General features: G+C 62.9%; 15 protein-coding genes and 1 pseudogene. 11 read left to right on the forward strand and 5 right to left on the reverse strand.

Features of this window, described 5'->3' with window-relative positions:
* Positions 1 to 37 precede the first annotated feature (37 nt).
* The 3 genes from nthA to NLY42_RS17880 are packed head-to-tail and all read left to right on the forward strand — an operon-like array spanning position 38 to position 1,660.
* Positions 38 to 643: a nitrile hydratase subunit alpha gene (nthA, locus tag NLY42_RS17870; RefSeq protein ID WP_023753502.1), complete on the forward strand. Its 606-nt coding sequence runs from the start codon at positions 38 to 40 to the stop codon at positions 641 to 643.
* Positions 640 to 1,299 carry a nitrile hydratase subunit beta gene (nthB, locus tag NLY42_RS17875; protein ID WP_023751648.1) on the forward strand — a complete coding sequence of 220 codons (660 nt, stop codon included), beginning with the start codon at positions 640 to 642 and terminating at the stop codon, positions 1,297 to 1,299. The genes nthA and nthB overlap by 4 nt, the downstream gene beginning before the upstream one ends.
* On the forward strand, positions 1,286 to 1,660 hold the full coding sequence (locus NLY42_RS17880) for a nitrile hydratase accessory protein (protein ID WP_023725319.1): 375 nt from the start codon (positions 1,286 to 1,288) through the stop codon (positions 1,658 to 1,660). Before nthB ends, NLY42_RS17880 begins: the two co-directional genes overlap by 14 nt.
* 41 nt (positions 1,661 to 1,701) lie before the next feature.
* Here the strand turns inward: NLY42_RS17880 and NLY42_RS17885 are convergent, their stop codons facing one another.
* Positions 1,702 to 2,004, reverse strand: a complete 303-nt coding sequence (locus NLY42_RS17885) for a hypothetical protein (protein WP_023753501.1) — start codon at positions 2,002 to 2,004, stop codon at positions 1,702 to 1,704.
* A 241-nt stretch (positions 2,005 to 2,245) separates the two neighbouring features.
* On the opposite strand from NLY42_RS17885, the gene NLY42_RS17890 reads away from it, so the two are divergent.
* Positions 2,246 to 3,373 (forward strand): ATP-dependent DNA helicase, encoded by a 1,128-nt coding sequence (locus NLY42_RS17890; protein WP_023682070.1) that lies wholly within the window; start codon positions 2,246 to 2,248, stop codon positions 3,371 to 3,373.
* Between the two features lie 34 nt (positions 3,374 to 3,407).
* On the opposite strand, the gene NLY42_RS17895 is transcribed toward NLY42_RS17890, so the two are convergent.
* Positions 3,408 to 3,827 (reverse strand): SpoIIAA family protein, encoded by a 420-nt coding sequence (locus NLY42_RS17895; protein ID WP_023753500.1) that lies wholly within the window; start codon positions 3,825 to 3,827, stop codon positions 3,408 to 3,410.
* A 112-nt stretch (positions 3,828 to 3,939) separates the two neighbouring features.
* On the opposite strand from NLY42_RS17895, the gene NLY42_RS17900 reads away from it, so the two are divergent.
* The 4 genes from NLY42_RS17900 to NLY42_RS17915 all read left to right on the forward strand — a co-directional run bounded on the left by NLY42_RS17900 (position 3,940) and on the right by NLY42_RS17915 (position 9,809).
* Positions 3,940 to 4,680, forward strand: coding sequence for a pyridoxine 5'-phosphate synthase (locus NLY42_RS17900; protein WP_023753499.1), 741 nt, complete (start codon positions 3,940 to 3,942; stop codon positions 4,678 to 4,680).
* A 77-nt stretch (positions 4,681 to 4,757) separates the two neighbouring features.
* The gene (locus tag NLY42_RS17905; RefSeq protein ID WP_023823130.1) at positions 4,758 to 6,671 is read left to right on the forward strand and encodes a potassium transporter Kup; all 1,914 of its coding nucleotides are present in this window, start codon (positions 4,758 to 4,760) and stop codon (positions 6,669 to 6,671) included.
* Between the two features lie 141 nt (positions 6,672 to 6,812).
* Positions 6,813 to 8,732 (forward strand): potassium transporter Kup, encoded by a 1,920-nt coding sequence (locus tag NLY42_RS17910; RefSeq protein WP_286459217.1) that lies wholly within the window; start codon positions 6,813 to 6,815, stop codon positions 8,730 to 8,732.
* Positions 8,733 to 8,768: 36 nt separating this feature from the next.
* A complete protein-coding gene (locus NLY42_RS17915; protein ID WP_023753498.1) occupies positions 8,769 to 9,809 on the forward strand; it encodes an SDR family oxidoreductase in 1,041 nt (346 codons plus the stop codon).
* 50 nt (positions 9,810 to 9,859) lie between these two features.
* Here NLY42_RS17915 and NLY42_RS17920 read toward each other — a convergent pair whose 3' ends face one another.
* Positions 9,860 to 10,750, reverse strand: a complete 891-nt coding sequence (locus tag NLY42_RS17920; RefSeq protein ID WP_023741658.1) for an SDR family oxidoreductase — start codon at positions 10,748 to 10,750, stop codon at positions 9,860 to 9,862.
* A gap of 138 nt (positions 10,751 to 10,888) precedes the next feature.
* Between NLY42_RS17920 and NLY42_RS17925 the strand changes: the two genes are divergently transcribed.
* Both NLY42_RS17925 and NLY42_RS17930 read left to right on the forward strand, forming a co-directional pair.
* Positions 10,889 to 11,296 (forward strand): winged helix-turn-helix transcriptional regulator, encoded by a 408-nt coding sequence (locus tag NLY42_RS17925; protein WP_023690335.1) that lies wholly within the window; start codon positions 10,889 to 10,891, stop codon positions 11,294 to 11,296.
* A 75-nt stretch (positions 11,297 to 11,371) separates the two neighbouring features.
* Positions 11,372 to 12,607: pseudogene (locus tag NLY42_RS17930) on the forward strand (FAD-dependent oxidoreductase); the annotation flags it as partial.
* Here NLY42_RS17930 and NLY42_RS17935 read toward each other — a convergent pair.
* On the reverse strand, positions 12,570 to 13,328 hold the full coding sequence (locus NLY42_RS17935) for a glutathione S-transferase family protein (RefSeq protein ID WP_023756373.1): 759 nt from the start codon (positions 13,326 to 13,328) through the stop codon (positions 12,570 to 12,572). The pseudogene NLY42_RS17930 and the gene NLY42_RS17935 overlap by 38 nt on opposite strands.
* A gap of 1 nt (position 13,329) precedes the next feature.
* Complete coding sequence (locus NLY42_RS17940) at positions 13,330 to 13,635, reverse strand: Rieske (2Fe-2S) protein (RefSeq protein ID WP_023690332.1); 306 nt, start codon at positions 13,633 to 13,635, stop codon at positions 13,330 to 13,332.
* 95 nt (positions 13,636 to 13,730) lie between these two features.
* Between NLY42_RS17940 and NLY42_RS17945 the strand changes: the two genes are divergently transcribed.
* Complete coding sequence (locus NLY42_RS17945; RefSeq protein WP_023753495.1) at positions 13,731 to 14,189, forward strand: MarR family winged helix-turn-helix transcriptional regulator; 459 nt, start codon at positions 13,731 to 13,733, stop codon at positions 14,187 to 14,189.
* Positions 14,190 to 14,278 lie beyond the last annotated feature (89 nt).

Below are 14,278 nucleotides of genomic sequence, written 5' to 3' on the forward strand. Positions count from 1 at the left end.
CTTGCGGCCGCGTGCCGCCGATCCTAATCTGAGGGTCATGTCCCATGATCATGACCACGACAATGAGCTCGACCCATTTGCGGCGCGCGTGCGCGCGCTGGAGACCATCCTCACCGAAAAAGGCCTGATCGATCCGGCGGCGATCGACGTCATCGTCGACACCTACGAGACCAAGATCGGGCCGCGCAACGGCGCCAGGGCGGTGGCGAAAGCCTGGAGCGATCCGGCCTTTGCCGAGTGGCTGAAGCGCGACGCGACTGCGGCGATCACCTCGCTGGGCTACACCGGCCGCCAGGGCGAGCACATGCAGGCGGTGTTCAACACGGACGAGACGCACAACCTCGTCGTCTGCACGCTGTGCTCCTGCTATCCGTGGTCGGTGCTCGGCCTGCCGCCGGTCTGGTACAAGGCGCCGCCCTATCGCTCGCGCGCCGTGATCGATCCGCGCGGCGTGCTGGAGGAGTTCGGGCTGACCTTGCCGGCGGAGAAAAACATCCGCGTCTGGGATTCGACTGCCGAACTGCGCTATCTCGTGGTGCCGATGCGGCCTGGCGGTACCGAAGGCTGGAGTGAGGACCAGCTCGCCGAACTGGTGAGCCGCGATGCGATGATCGGCACGGCGGTGGCGAGAGAACCGGCATGAACGGGCCGCAGGATCTCGGTGGGCAGATGGGTTTCGGGCCGGTCGCGCCCGAAAGGAACGAGCCTTACTTCCATGCCGACTGGGAGCGGCGGGCGCTGGGCGTGACGCTGACCGCCGGCGCCATGGGCGCCTGGAACATCGACGAGAGCCGGCACGCCAGGGAATCGGTGCATCCGGCCGTCTATTATTCCTCGAGCTACTACCAGATCTGGATCAAAGCGCTCGAGGTGCTGCTGAAGCGCCATGGCTTCGTCAGCGAGCGCGATCTGACGGAGGGTCGGGCGGTCGATCCGGCGGCGACGCCCAAAAGGGTGTTGAAGGCCGAAAACGTGCCGGCGGTACTGGCCAAGGGAGGACCTTGCGACCGGCCGGTCGAGACGGCGCCGCGCTTCAAGGCCGGCGACCCGGTGCGGACAAGGAATTTCAATCCCACCGGCCACACAAGGCTACCGCGTTATGCGCGCGGCAAGCACGGAGTGATCGAGGCCGTGCGTGACGGTTTTGTGTTCCCCGACAGCAACGCGCATGGCAACGGTGAAAACCCGCAATGGGTCTATACCGTGGTCTTCGATGGCTCGGAAATCTGGGGCGAGGGCGCCGACCCGACGCTGACCGTCTCGATCGATGCCTGGGAGAGCTATCTTGAGCCGGCCTGAAGGTGCATTGCCGGCGGGTCTGGACGAACCGGTATTCGCCGAACCCTGGCAGGCCGAAGCCTTCGCCATGACGGTGGCGCTGCATGACAAGGGCCTGTTTTCGTGGAGCGAATGGGCCGATGCGCTGTCGGCGCAAGTGAAGAAGCCGGGCGCCGCAAGCGACGGCCACGACTACTACGAGCATTGGCTGGCTGCGCTGGAGACGCTGCTGGCGGCCAAGGGCGTCGCGGGAAAAAGTGACGTCGACACGCTCGCCGCCGCCTGGGAACGCGCCGCGCATGCAACCCCGCACGGCAAGCCGATTTTGTTGGAGAACGATCCCGGGCCGACCAGAGGTAGCGGCGGCGGCGCGAACATATAGTCCGCCTGTGGTTGGTGTTTGAAATCTGGCGGCCGATACAACTAATTTTCGACGACCATGCCTTCGTCGTCCCCATAGACAAACGCCTCAACGACGGCGAAGCGGCCACGGTTTTTGGAAATGACGACGAAGTCGTTGTCAGCCAAGTGGAGGATCACTTGCTCGTCGCTGATGGTAACACGTTCTATGGTTCTGGCATTTTCGTCACTCAGACAGGCCGTGACCTCGGTATATATCGCGAACCCTGCGTCATCCGACAAGGAGACAACGATGCCATAACCAGGTTCGCCGATTTCGATCTTCTTTATCGACTTTCCGATCAGCCTGTCTGCGAACGACCTCATCAATATCCTCGCTTATAGGTGTCTGCGCCGATCTGCATCTCGATCAAGTCCGTGATAGTGGCATTGCCCGATCTAGGTTCAAATGCCTGAATTCAAATCGTTCGTTATCCGCCTGCATGTTCACTTTACGTTCGCATTTGCGCCTGATGTTTGTCCCGTTGAAGGTGAGGCAATCCCATCGTTTTAAGCGGTGGTTGGCACCAAGCTTGTCTTTCTCTCGCGAATCCGGTCTGTCGAACCGATGGAATTCTCCCCCCAACAGGATGAGGCTCTGAAAGCGGTCGCGCGCTGGCTGAAAGAGGGCCGGCCGCAGGTCTTCCGGCTGTTCGGCTATGCCGGCACCGGCAAGACCACGCTGGCGCGCTATTTTGCCGAGCATGTCGACGGGCAGGTGCAGTTCGCCGCCTTCACCGGCAAGGCGGCGCAGGTGCTGCGTTCCAAGGGCGCGGTCAATGCCCGCACCATCCATTCGTTGATCTACCGGCCGAAGGGCGAGGAATCGGTGTCGGACGAGGTGACCGGCAAGACCTCGATGTCGCCGACCTTCTCGCTTAATCGGCAAAGCCCTATTTCACGGGCGAAGCTGGTGGTCATCGACGAATGCTCGATGGTCGACGAGCAGCTTGGTCGCGACCTTCTGAGTTTTGGCACGCCGATCCTGGTGCTTGGCGATCCGGCGCAGCTGCCGCCGATCTCGGGCGGCGGCTTTTTCACCGAGCATGAGCCGGATGTGCTCTTGACCGAAATCCATCGCCAGGCGCGCGACAATCCGATCATCCAGCTGGCGCTCGACGTGCGCGAGGGCCGCGAGTTCATGCGCGGCGACTACGGCAGCGCGCAGGTCATCGGCAAGGAGGACGTCACCCAGGAGCTGGTGCTGAAGGCGGACCAGGTGTTGGTCGGCACCAACCGCACACGCCGCCGCTACAATCAGCGCCTGCGCGAGCTGAAGGGTTTCAATGCCGATTATCCGCAGGCCGGCGACAAGCTGGTCTGCCTGCGCAACGACCCCGCCAAGGGCCTGCTCAACGGTTCGCTGTGGAAGGTGATGACCTCGTCGCGCGAGACGGTGAAGCCGGGCATCAACCTTCTGGTCTCGCCCGAGGAGGACGATCCCGACCGCGGCGTCGCCAAGATCAAGCTGCTCAAGTCGGCTTTCGAGGATCCGGACGCCGATATCCCCTGGCAGCAGAAGAAGCGCTTTGACGATTTCGACTATGGCTACGCGCTGACCGTGCACAAGGCGCAGGGTTCGCAGTGGAACGACGTCGTGCTGTTCGACGAGAGCTGGGCGTTCAAGGAAACCCGCCAGCGCTGGCTTTATACCGCCATCACGCGGGCGGCAGAGCGGCTGACGATTGTTAGATAACTGGCGTTGGATAGCTGGCGTTAGATAGCCGGCGTCAGGTAGCAGCCGGCGCAGCAGGGCTGAGTGGCGTCGCACCCAGCCATTGCCAGGCATCCGCTTCGTCCTCGGCCGCGAAGTGCCTGAACTCGATGGGTGGCGAAGCCGGAAGGAAGTTCCGCGCATCCGCTATCCAGTCGGGCTCACCGATCGTCGCGCACCGGGCGATATGCTCTAGCGCATGAACCGTACCTTGTTTCAGCGTCTCGTCGTCCATATAGATCCAGTCGACGCCCTCATGGTCGACCAGCCGCACCAAGACGTCGATCCTCGGGTGCAGCGCGTAGGCAGCCTCCAGCAATCCGAACAGATTTTCGCCGTCGGCGGCCGATACATGGCCGACGACGTCGATGGCGAAAAGGTCCTCACGGTCGGTTTCGAGGCGGCGGATCGCGGGCACGGATTGGAGAAAATTCATTGGCTGGGTTCCCCCTTGCGAGCAGATGTCATCACTGGAACACCCGAAAGCCCCTGTCTGTTCCCATCAAAGGCAGTATAGATGCGCTGCACAAACAGCCGGACCTCACGCCATGCCCGCGAAACTCTCGGTCAATCTCAACGCCATCGCCATGCTGCGCAACCGCCGCGACCTGCCGTGGCCGAGCGTCACCGGGCTCGGCCGCCTGGCGCTGGCGGCCGGCGCGCACGGGCTGACGGTTCATCCGCGGCCCGACGAGCGCCACACCAGGCATTCCGACCTGCCGGAGATCCGGGCGCTGATCGACGACGAGTTTCCCAAGGCGGAATTCAACATCGAGGGCTACCCGACCGAGGATTTTCTGGCGCTTGTGGAAAGGCACCAGCCGGAGCAGGTGACGCTGGTGCCCGACGATCCGGCGCAGGCGACATCGGACCATGGCTGGAACTTTGCCGCCGAGGCGGCGTTCCTTATCCCGATCGTCAAGCGTCTGAAAAAAGGGGGCTTCCGCGTGTCGCTGTTTTCCGATCCGGATCCCACCGGCGTCAATGCCGCGCGCGACACCGGCGCCGACCGCATCGAGCTCTATACCGGGCCCTACGGCAGCTACCATTCCGATTCCGCCAAGGCGCGGAAGGAGCTGGAAAGATTGGGAAAAACCGCGGATGCCGCACTCGCCGCAGGGCTCCAGGTCAATGCCGGGCACGATCTGGTGGTGAACAACCTTCCGGCATTGGCAAAGCGCATTCCGGCATTGGCCGAAGTGTCTATCGGACACGGGTTGACAGCCGATGCGTTGGAGTATGGCATGGCCGCCACGGTGGGGCGGTTTCTGAAGGCTTGCGGTTGGTAGCGGTGGAAGGCTCGTGTCGAAGGTGATATCGCATGACAGCAAGCAAGGCGCACCGCGCGGTGATCGGGGAGTAGTCGATGGCTCTTTCCAGCATCGGTAGCGAGGCTGAACCCGTCGAACAACCGAACCACTCCCACACTGAACAGCACAGCACCAAAGTTCTGATGCTGGGCGCGCTTGGCGTCGTCTATGGCGATATCGGCACCAGCCCGATCTATGCCTTCCGCGAGGCGCTTCACGCTTCGCCTGGTACCGACACGCGCATAGATGTCCTGGGCGTGCTGTCGCTGATCGTCTGGGCGCTGACGATTATCGTCACCATAAAATACGTCGCTTTCGTGCTTCGCGCCGACAACAAGGGCGAGGGCGGCACGCTGTCCCTGATGGCGCTGGCGCGCAGCGCCTATCCAAAAGGCGCCAAGCTTATCCTCGGCATCGGACTTTGCGGGGCGTCGCTTTTTTTCGGAGACGCTATCATAACTCCGGCCATTTCCGTGCTGTCGGCAGTTGAGGGCCTGGAAGTGGTGACACCGACGCTGGAGGCCTATGTCGTTCCGATCACCTTGGTCATCCTGGCATTTCTGTTCTCCGTGCAGCGCTTCGGCACGGGGAAGGTGGCGGCAGTATTCGGGCCGGTGACGGCGCTATGGTTCCTGGCCATCGGCGTTTCCGGGCTCTACCACCTGATGGATGATCCTTCGGTGCTGTTGGCTATCAACCCGTATTATGCAATCGCCTACCTAGCCGGCACGCCGACCGCCGCTTTCGTGACCGTTGGTGCAGTGTTCCTGGCGGTAACGGGGGCCGAGGCGCTTTATGTCGACCTTGGACATTTCGGGCGCAAGCCGATCGTGCTCGCGTGGTTTTCCGTGGTGTTTCCTTGCCTGCTGCTCAACTACTTCGGCCAGGGCGCCTTTGTATTGGCGAATGGCGGCAGGCCGACCAATCCATTCTTCGAGATGTTGCCGGATTGGGCGCTGATGCCAATGGTCGGCTTGGCAACGGCCGCCACCGTGATCGCCAGTCAGGCGGTGATCTCGGGTGCTTTTTCGCTGGCACGTCAGGCAGTGCAACTCAACCTGCTGCCCCGCATCGAGGTGCAGCACACGTCCGAAATGCAGAGCGGCCAGATTTATATGCCGCGCGTCAACCTGCTCATCGCCCTGGGAGTGATGCTGCTGGTTGTCGGCTTCGGCAGCTCGAGTTCGCTGGCTTCCGCTTACGGAATTTCGGTGACCGGCGAGATGCTGATGACAACCATTCTGCTGTTCGTTGTCATGCGCAATTTGTGGAAATGGCAGCTTGGGCTCGCCCTGGCATTGGCGCTGCTGTTCGGCACCATCGACATGGGTTTCTTCCTGGCGAATGTCGTCAAGATCGTGGAAGGCGGATGGGTGTCAATATCCGTTGCCTGCCTCATGGGGCTGATCATGACCACCTGGATACGCGGCAGCCGCTATCTGTTCGACAAGACCCGGCGCAACGAAATCCCGCTCGATTTCCTCGCCGGCAATCTGCTGAAGAAGAAGCCGCAGCTGGTGTCCGGCACCGCCGTGTTCCTGACCAGCGATCCGCAAAGCGCGCCGACAGCGCTGATGCACAGCCTCAAGCACTACAAGGTGCTGCACGAGCAGAACGTCATTCTGTCGGTGGTCACCGCACCGCAGCCGCTGGTGCCCGACAGCGAGCGGGTCAAGATGGAGACAGTCAACGAGTTGTTCATGCGGGTGACGCTGACCTTCGGCTATATGGAGCAGCCCAACATTCCGCGCGCGCTGGCGATCTGCCGCAAGCAGGGCTGGAAGTTCGACATCATGACGACGTCGTTCTTCCTGTCGCGGCGCTCGCTCAAGGCATCGCCCAATTCCGGCATGCCGGTGTGGCAGGACAAGCTGTTCATCGGGCTCGCCCGCTCGGCGGCCGATGCGACGGAGTATTTCCAGATCCCGACCGGACGTGTGGTCGAGATCGGCACGCAGGTGGCGATCTGAGGTTTCCGGCAGCCTTTGACGCCACGCACCGGTCATTGCGGGGCAAGCCCTGCGCTGGGAACATGGTAGCCCTACCGTCACGGCACTTGATATTGCATCGCAGCAAGCGTAGAGCACCGCGCGCTTATCGGAGTGTCGTCCATGGCCCTTACCAATGCTGGTATTGAGGCAGAACCCGTCGAACAATCGAGCCATCCCGAAATCGAACAGCACAGCACCAAAGTTCTGATGCTGGGCGCGCTCGGTGTGGTCTATGGCGACATCGGCACCAGCCCGATCTACGCCTTCCGGGAAGCGCTTGTTGCGTCCTCCGGCGGCGAAATCGCCGAGCGCGGCGATATTCTGGGCGTGCTGTCGCTGATCATCTGGTCGTTGACGATTATCGTCACCATCAAATACATCATGTTCGTGCTCAGAGCCGACAACCGAGGCGAGGGCGGCGTGCTGTCGCTGATGGCGCTGGCGCGCGGCAGTTTCCCGACCCGCTCGGCGATCATCCTGGCCATCGGTATTGTCGGCGCGTCATTGTTCTTCGGTGACGCCGTCATCACGCCGGCAATCTCGGTGCTTTCGGCGGTTGAAGGCATGAATGTCGTTACCCCGACCTTCCAGCCCTATGTCGTGCCGCTGACGCTGGTCATCCTGGCGATCCTGTTTTCGGTGCAGCGCTTCGGCACCGGCGGTGTGGCGCTGATCTTCGGGCCGATCACGGCGGTCTGGTTCCTGGCCATCGGTCTTTCGGGCTTGAACCACATCATCGCCGATCCCGAAATCCTGTGGGCGGTCAGCCCGCACTACATCGTCGCCTTCCTGATCAATTCGCCCGATGTCGCCTTCGTCACCATCGGCGCCATCTTCCTCGCCGTCACCGGTGCCGAAGCGCTTTATGCCGATCTCGGCCATTTCGGCCGCAAGCCCATCGTGCTCGCCTGGCTGGCCATCGTGTTTCCCTGCCTGCTGCTAAACTATGCCGGGCAGGGCGCTTTCGTGCTGGCGAAGAACGGTCACGTCGGCCATCCATTCTTCGAGATGAACGAAGGCTGGACGCTGATCCCGATGGTGGTATTGGCAACCGCGGCGACGGTCATCGCCAGCCAGGCGGTCATATCGGGCGCCTTCTCGCTGACCAGGCAGGCGGTGCAGCTCAATATGCTGCCGCGCCTCGAAATCCTGCACACGTCGGAACGGCAGTCGGGCCAGATCTACATGCCGCGCGTCAATGTTTTGCTGGCGTTGGCGGTGATGTTGCTGGTCGTCGGTTTCGGCGAATCGAGCAAGCTCGCCTCTGCCTATGGCATCTCGGTGACCGGCAACATGTTGGTGACGACGGTGCTGCTGTTCGTCGTCATGACCCGCATCTGGAAATGGCGGCTGTGGGTGGCCGTCGCCATGACGGCGCTGTTCGGCTTCATCGACATCGGCTTCTTCGCCTCCAACATCGTGAAGGTGTTCGAGGGCGGCTGGGCGTCGCTTGCGGTGGCCTTCACCATCGTTCTGGCGATGTGGACCTGGGTGCGCGGCAGCCGCTATCTGTTCGACAAGACCCGGCGCAACGAAATCCCGCTCGATTTCCTCGCCGGCAATCTGCTGAAGAAGAAGCCGCAGCTGGTGTCCGGCACCGCCGTGTTCCTGACCAGCGATCCGCAAAGCGCGCCGACAGCGCTGATGCACAGCCTGAAGCACTACAAGGTGCTGCACGAGCAGAACGTCATTCTGTCGGTGGTCACCGCACCGCAGCCGCTGGTGCCCGACAGCGAGCGGGTCAAGATGGAGACAGTCAACGAGTTGTTCATGCGGGTGACGCTGACCTTCGGCTATATGGAGCAGCCCAACATTCCGCGCGCGCTGGCGATCTGCCGCAAGCAGGGCTGGAAGTTCGACATCATGACGACGTCGTTCTTCCTGTCGCGGCGCTCGCTCAAGGCATCGCCCAATTCCGGCATGCCGGTGTGGCAGGACAAGCTGTTCATCGGGCTCGCCCGCTCGGCGGCCGATGCGACGGAGTATTTCCAGATCCCGACCGGACGTGTGGTCGAGATCGGCACGCAGGTGGCGATCTGAGGGGTCTCGAAGGGATAAATCGTCGAGGAGGCTAATATGAGCGGCGAATTGGTGCTGGTCACCGGCGGGTCCGGCTTCCTCGGCGCTCACTGCATCCTCGAACTGTTGAAGGCCGGCTACCGCGTCCGCACCTCCGTGCGATCGGCCAGGCGCGAAGCCGATGTGCTCGCCATGCTCAAGGCAGGTGGCACGGAGCCTGGTGACGCCCTTTCATTCGCCCATGCCGATCTGATGGCCGACGCAGGCTGGCCGGCGGCGGTGGCCGGCTGCGATTACGTGCTGCATGTCGCATCGCCTTTTCCGCCCGGCGTGCCCACGCATGAGGATGACCTGATCCTTCCGGCACGCGAGGGCGCGTTGCGCGTGCTGCGGGCGGCGCGGGATACCGGGGTCAGGCGCGTCGTGCTCACCTCATCCTTCGCGGCCGTCGGCTATGGCAAGATGCGCGCGGATGGGCAGCCTTTCAACGAGGAAAACTGGACCGATCCGGCAGGCAAGGTCAGCGCCTATGTGAAGTCCAAGACGCTCGCCGAGCGCGCGGCCTGGGATTTCATCGCCGAGCAGGGCGGCGCGCTGGAACTTGCGGTCGTCAATCCCGTTGGCATCTTTGGACCGGTGCTCGGCGCGGACCTTTCGACCTCGACCGAATTTGTCCAGCGCATGCTGAACGGCGCCGTGCCTGGGCTGCCGCGCCTGTCCTTCGGCGTCGTCGACGCGCGCGACGTGGCGGATCTGCATGTTCGCGCCATGACCCACCCCGCCGCCAAGGGCGAACGGTTCCTCGCTGTCGCCGGCGATTTCATGACGGTGCGCAAGATCGCGCAGACCCTGAAGACGCGGCTCGGGCCGGCGGCGTCGCGCGTCTCGACGCGGGAGTTTCCCGATTGGCTGGTGCGCATCATCGGGCTGTTCAATCCGGAAGCGGCACAGCTCGCAACGGAACTGGGCAAGATCAAGAACGCCACCAACGCCAAGGCGGTGCGCGTGCTCGGCTGGGCGCCACGCTCGCGCGAAGATGCTTTGATTGCCACGGGCGAAAGCCTGATCCGGCTGGGACTGGTCAAGCGACGTAAGTAATTGTGCGGGAGGCCGAATCGTAAGGGCTCGGCGTCCCGCAACGGCAGCTTTCAGCCGGCCAGTGCAGCCTTGTTCGTCTCCAGAAACTGCTTCAGCGGCACCGACTTTCGGCCGGAGAGTTTTTCGACCGCGTCGGTCACCATGCCGAGGTCACCTGCGCGGGCGGCGGCGTCGAACGACACCAGCACCTTTGCGAAGGGTTCAGGCAGGCCGGCCGACTTCATTCCCTCGGTCAGGGCTTCGTCGGAAAGCTGGATGACCTGGATCGGCTTGCTGGTGACTTCGGTGACCAACGCCGCCACTTCGGCAGCCGTATACGCACTGGGGCCGGTCAGCGTGTAAGTCGCGCTTTCGCTGCTGTCCGAGGCGAGCCCCGCTGCGATCGCCGCCGCGAAATCGTCGCGCGTGCCGTAGGAAATGGCGCCGTCGCCGGCGGAGGTGTACCACTGACCCGATGCCAGAACCTGCGGCAACGCCATGAACAGGTTCTCGTTATACCAGCCATTGCGGAAGATCGTGTAGGGGATGCCGCTCGCCTTGATCGCCTGTTCGGTGTCGTAGTGGTCGGGCGCGAAAACAACCGGCGAACCAGGCTCGGGGTTGGGCATCGAGGTGTACAGCAGGTGGCCGACGCCAGCCTGTTTGGCCGCCGTCACCGCCGCAAGCTGCTGCTCGCGCCGCTTCCCCTGTACCTCAAGTTCGTTGGTCGAGATGACGAGTGCCCGGTCGGCTCCCGCGAAGGCCTCGGCAAGCGATTGCGGGTCGTTGAAGTCAGCGGCTCTGACGACGACGCCGCGCGCCGCCAGATCGGCAAGGTTGGCGGGTGTACGGGTGGTGGCGATGATGCGGTTTGCGGGGACCTTTAATGTGTCCAGCAGGTGGTTGATGACGCCGCGGCCAAGCTGGCCGGAAGCGCCGGTGACGAGAAGGGTTGCGGTCATGGGGGATCCTGAAATTGCGCCGGGTGGCGGGTGCTTCTGACAGTCTCAAAAAGAGACCAGCACTAAAATAAGAATTGACCGGCCACCGTAAAGAAGGCAGTTTTTAGGGAGGTAGGCACCGCCAGGGAACCAGCAGCCATGGACGGCAAGGTCGTCAATCTGAGAACCAAGCTCAATATATTCAAAGCCACCAGCGATGGCGCAAACATTGCCGATTGCCCGGTTCGCGACGTGATGCAGGGTGTGAACGGCAAATGGAGTTCGCTGCTGATGGCGGCGCTCGCCGAGCAGCCCTATCGTTTCGGCGAGTTGCGGCGCCTGGTGCCCGACATCTCGCAGCGCATGTTGACCCAGACGCTCCACGATCTGCAGCGCGACGGCTTTGTTCATCGCGAAGTGTTCCCGACCAAGCCGCCAAGCGTCGAATACAGCCTGACCGATCTCGGCCGTTCGATGTTCGGCGCCTTGCATCAACTGATCCTGTGGGCCGAACTCAACCATGGTGCGGTGCGCAAGGCGCGCGCTGCCTTCGACGCCGGTGGCTGATATTTTGGTCCATGCAGCAATGGCTTGATTTGACAATGGCGCTGAAGGATTGTCCGGCCAGTGGTTGGGCGGGCAATGGAAAAATCTCTCGACATCGCGATTGCGGGCGCCGGCCCGGCGGGGCTCGCTACCGCGCTCTATCTCAAGCGCGCGGGCCACAACGTCACCATCTTCGAACGTTTCGAGGAACCCAAGCCCGTCGGTTCCGGACTGATCCTGCAGCCGACCGGGCTGAGCGTGCTCGCCGATCTCGGCCTGCTCGACGACATTCTGGCGCTGGGGAGCCGCATCGAGCGTCTGCATGGCGCCGATGCCTCGAGCGGCCGCACCGTGCTCGCCGTGCGCTACGATGCGCAGCCTGGCGACCGTTTCGGGCTGGCGGTGCACCGGGCGGCGTTGTTCAACATGTTGTTTCGCGCCGCGCAGCGCCAAGGCATCCCCATCGAAACCGGTGTCGAGATCGAGACGCTGGACGTCGGTGAGCGGGCGATCCTGATCTTCGACAAGAGCCGAACGGTGGGGGGCCGCAGGGCAGGGCCGTTCGACCTCGTGGTCGACGCCAGCGGCTCGCGTTCGAAGCTGCGCCGGTGCCTCAACGATCCGGCCCAGCCGCGGCAGCTCACTTACGGCGCGTTCTGGGCCTCGCTCGGCTGGCGCCAAGGCTTCGACGAAAATGCGCTGCTGCAGCGCTACGACAAGGCCAGCGTGATGATCGGCGTCCTGCCGATCGGCCGACCGGAACCGGGCGGGGAAAAGATGGCGGCGTTCTTCTGGAGCCTGAAGCCGGCGGATGCCGAAAACGTGCGCGCGGCAGGGCTCGACGCATGGAAGGCGAGACTGGTCTCGCTGTGGCCACAGTGCGAGGCGTTCACCAGCCAGATCGACAGCTTCGACCAGCTGTCGCTGGCGCGCTACGGCCACCACACGATGAACCTGCCGGCCGGCCGCAGGCTGGCCGTGATCGGCGATGCCGCGCATTCGACCAGCCCGCAGCTCGGGCAAGGCGCCAACATGGCGTTGCTCGACGCGGCAGCACTCAGCCATGCCTTGGCACAAACGGGCAACGTCGAGGCAGCGCTGGAAAGCTACGCCCGGGCGCGGCGATGGCATGTCCGAATCTTCCAGCTGCTGTCGCTGGCGCTGACGCCGTTCTACCAGTCGGACGGCACGATGCTGCCCTTCTTCCGCGACAGGCTGGTGGCAACCATCGCCAAAATCCCGCCAGTGCCAAGCGTGCTTGCCTCGATGGTGGCCGGCACGCTGATCGATCCGTTCAGGCGGATCGGGCTAGAGGAGGTGCACTGGCCAGATCATCCGGCGGGATCAGGGTCGAGAGAAGCGAATTTCTCGCACGCAGGAATAGACGCAGCCGCTGCGGATAGTCCGGCGCCACGGCACCCTTGATCGAGGCGCGTTCGCTCAACGCCTTGCGCCAGGCCTGGACCAATGGCTTGCCGTCCAGAATGCCGAAATTGCCGATCCGGTCGAAGGCGTCGAGATAGCGGAAGACCGGGCCGTAGACGGCATCGACGAGGCAAAAGCACTCGCCATTGAACCACGGTCCGGCCTGGTCGGCCAGTTCGTCCTCCAGACGATCGAACATGGCCGAAAGTGCCGTGGACTCTGCCAGGAAGGCGGCCTCCGTCGAAGCCGTGTAGAACCGGCCGATGGTGTTCAATGTCGCCGAGCCGAACTCGATCCAGGCGCGATGCCGGGCACGGGCGTAGGCGTCGGCCGGATGCAGAGGATTGGCTTGCGTCTCCTCGAGGAATTCGAGAATAACGGCAGATTCGAAGATCACCGTCTCCTCGCCATTTGCGTGGACGATCAGCAGCGGCACCTTGCCCAGCGGCGAAATCGCCTTGAACCAGTCCGGCTTGTTGGCGAGGTCGATGGTGACACGCTCAAACGGCACGCCTTTCTCGGCCAGCGAGATCGCCGCGCGCTGCACATAGGGGCATAGATGATGGCTGACGAGAATGAGCTTGCCAGTCATTTCATTCTTCTCAGGCATTTCATTCTTCTCAGGCATGTCACTCTCCCCAGACATAGTTCAACGCGCCGTCCTCGACGCGCGTCGACAGGAACATCAGTCGCGACGCTTTTGGCGCCGGACCTTCGATCCGGTCGCCTGATGTCATGTCGAAGGCGGCGCCGTGCCATTGGCAGACCAGCTTGCCGTCCTTGCAGTCGAGCGGCCCGCCGAAATGCAGGCAGACATTGGCGGCGGCGCGGATGCGCTCACCGCTGCGCCAAATATGGACCTCGCGGCCGAAGAATGGCGCGATCAGGCTGCCCGTCTGTGGGACGTCGGCGACTTTGCAAATTTCGTGTTTCATGGATCTTTCCCGGATCGATGCAGTTGCATGCATATAGATGCAAGTGCATTGACCGTCAAGCTTGATGCAACTGCATCTATCGCCTAGGATGGGTCATGGCCAAAACAACCACGCCTTCGCCCGAAGCCGTCAAGGCCTGGGCCCGCCTGATGCGGGTTTCGCGCCAGCTCATCGAAAGGGCGGAAGAGGCTTTGAAGACTAGCGGCTTGCCGCCGCTCGACTGGTATGACGTGCTGCATGAACTCGCCGAGGCGGGTGAGGGCGGGCTGCGGCCATTTCAGCTGACCGAGCGCACTCTGTTTGCGCAGTATAATATCTCGCGGCTTCTGGCGCGGCTCGAGGCCGAAGGACTGGTCGAGAAACTCAGGGTTGCCGACGACGGCCGCGGCCAAACCATCCGCATCTCGGCCAAGGGCCGTGAGACCAGGCGACGGATGTGGGCTGTCTATGGACGGTCGATTGCGGAATCGGTCGGCGCAAAACTCTCCGCGGAGGAGCTGAAGATACTGGCGAGGCTGCTTGGAGAGCTGCGCCATCCGCCCGCCGATGATTGATCCGTCAGAATCTCGTGGTTTGCTCGGCGGCTCTCACGTCGACGATTTTTCTACCTGACCCCTTGCGTCGAGCATAGGATTGCGCAATA

The organism is Mesorhizobium sp. C372A, assembly GCF_030323245.1.
Classification (GTDB): Bacteria; Pseudomonadota; Alphaproteobacteria; order Rhizobiales; family Rhizobiaceae; genus Mesorhizobium.

Bases quoted from the DNA above. Each gene is read 5' to 3' on its own strand.
- nthA (WP_023753502.1), top strand. From the start codon at position 38: ATGTCCCATGATCATGACCACGACAATGAGCTCGACCCATTTGCGGCG.
- nthB (WP_023751648.1), top strand. From the start codon at position 640: ATGAACGGGCCGCAGGATCTCGGTGGGCAGATGGGTTTCGGGCCGGTC.
- NLY42_RS17885 (WP_023753501.1), bottom strand. From the start codon at position 2,004: ATGAGGTCGTTCGCAGACAGGCTGATCGGAAAGTCGATAAAGAAGATC.
- NLY42_RS17890 (WP_023682070.1), top strand. From the start codon at position 2,246: ATGGAATTCTCCCCCCAACAGGATGAGGCTCTGAAAGCGGTCGCGCGC.
- NLY42_RS17895 (WP_023753500.1), bottom strand. From the start codon at position 3,827: ATGAATTTTCTCCAATCCGTGCCCGCGATCCGCCGCCTCGAAACCGAC.
- NLY42_RS17900 (WP_023753499.1), top strand. From the start codon at position 3,940: ATGCCCGCGAAACTCTCGGTCAATCTCAACGCCATCGCCATGCTGCGC.
- NLY42_RS17905 (WP_023823130.1), top strand. From the start codon at position 4,758: ATGGCTCTTTCCAGCATCGGTAGCGAGGCTGAACCCGTCGAACAACCG.
- NLY42_RS17910 (WP_286459217.1), top strand. From the start codon at position 6,813: ATGGCCCTTACCAATGCTGGTATTGAGGCAGAACCCGTCGAACAATCG.
- NLY42_RS17915 (WP_023753498.1), top strand. From the start codon at position 8,769: ATGAGCGGCGAATTGGTGCTGGTCACCGGCGGGTCCGGCTTCCTCGGC.
- NLY42_RS17920 (WP_023741658.1), bottom strand. From the start codon at position 10,750: ATGACCGCAACCCTTCTCGTCACCGGCGCTTCCGGCCAGCTTGGCCGC.
- NLY42_RS17925 (WP_023690335.1), top strand. From the start codon at position 10,889: ATGGACGGCAAGGTCGTCAATCTGAGAACCAAGCTCAATATATTCAAA.
- NLY42_RS17935 (WP_023756373.1), bottom strand. From the start codon at position 13,328: ATGCCTGAGAAGAATGAAATGCCTGAGAAGAATGAAATGACTGGCAAG.
- NLY42_RS17940 (WP_023690332.1), bottom strand. From the start codon at position 13,635: ATGAAACACGAAATTTGCAAAGTCGCCGACGTCCCACAGACGGGCAGC.
- NLY42_RS17945 (WP_023753495.1), top strand. From the start codon at position 13,731: ATGGCCAAAACAACCACGCCTTCGCCCGAAGCCGTCAAGGCCTGGGCC.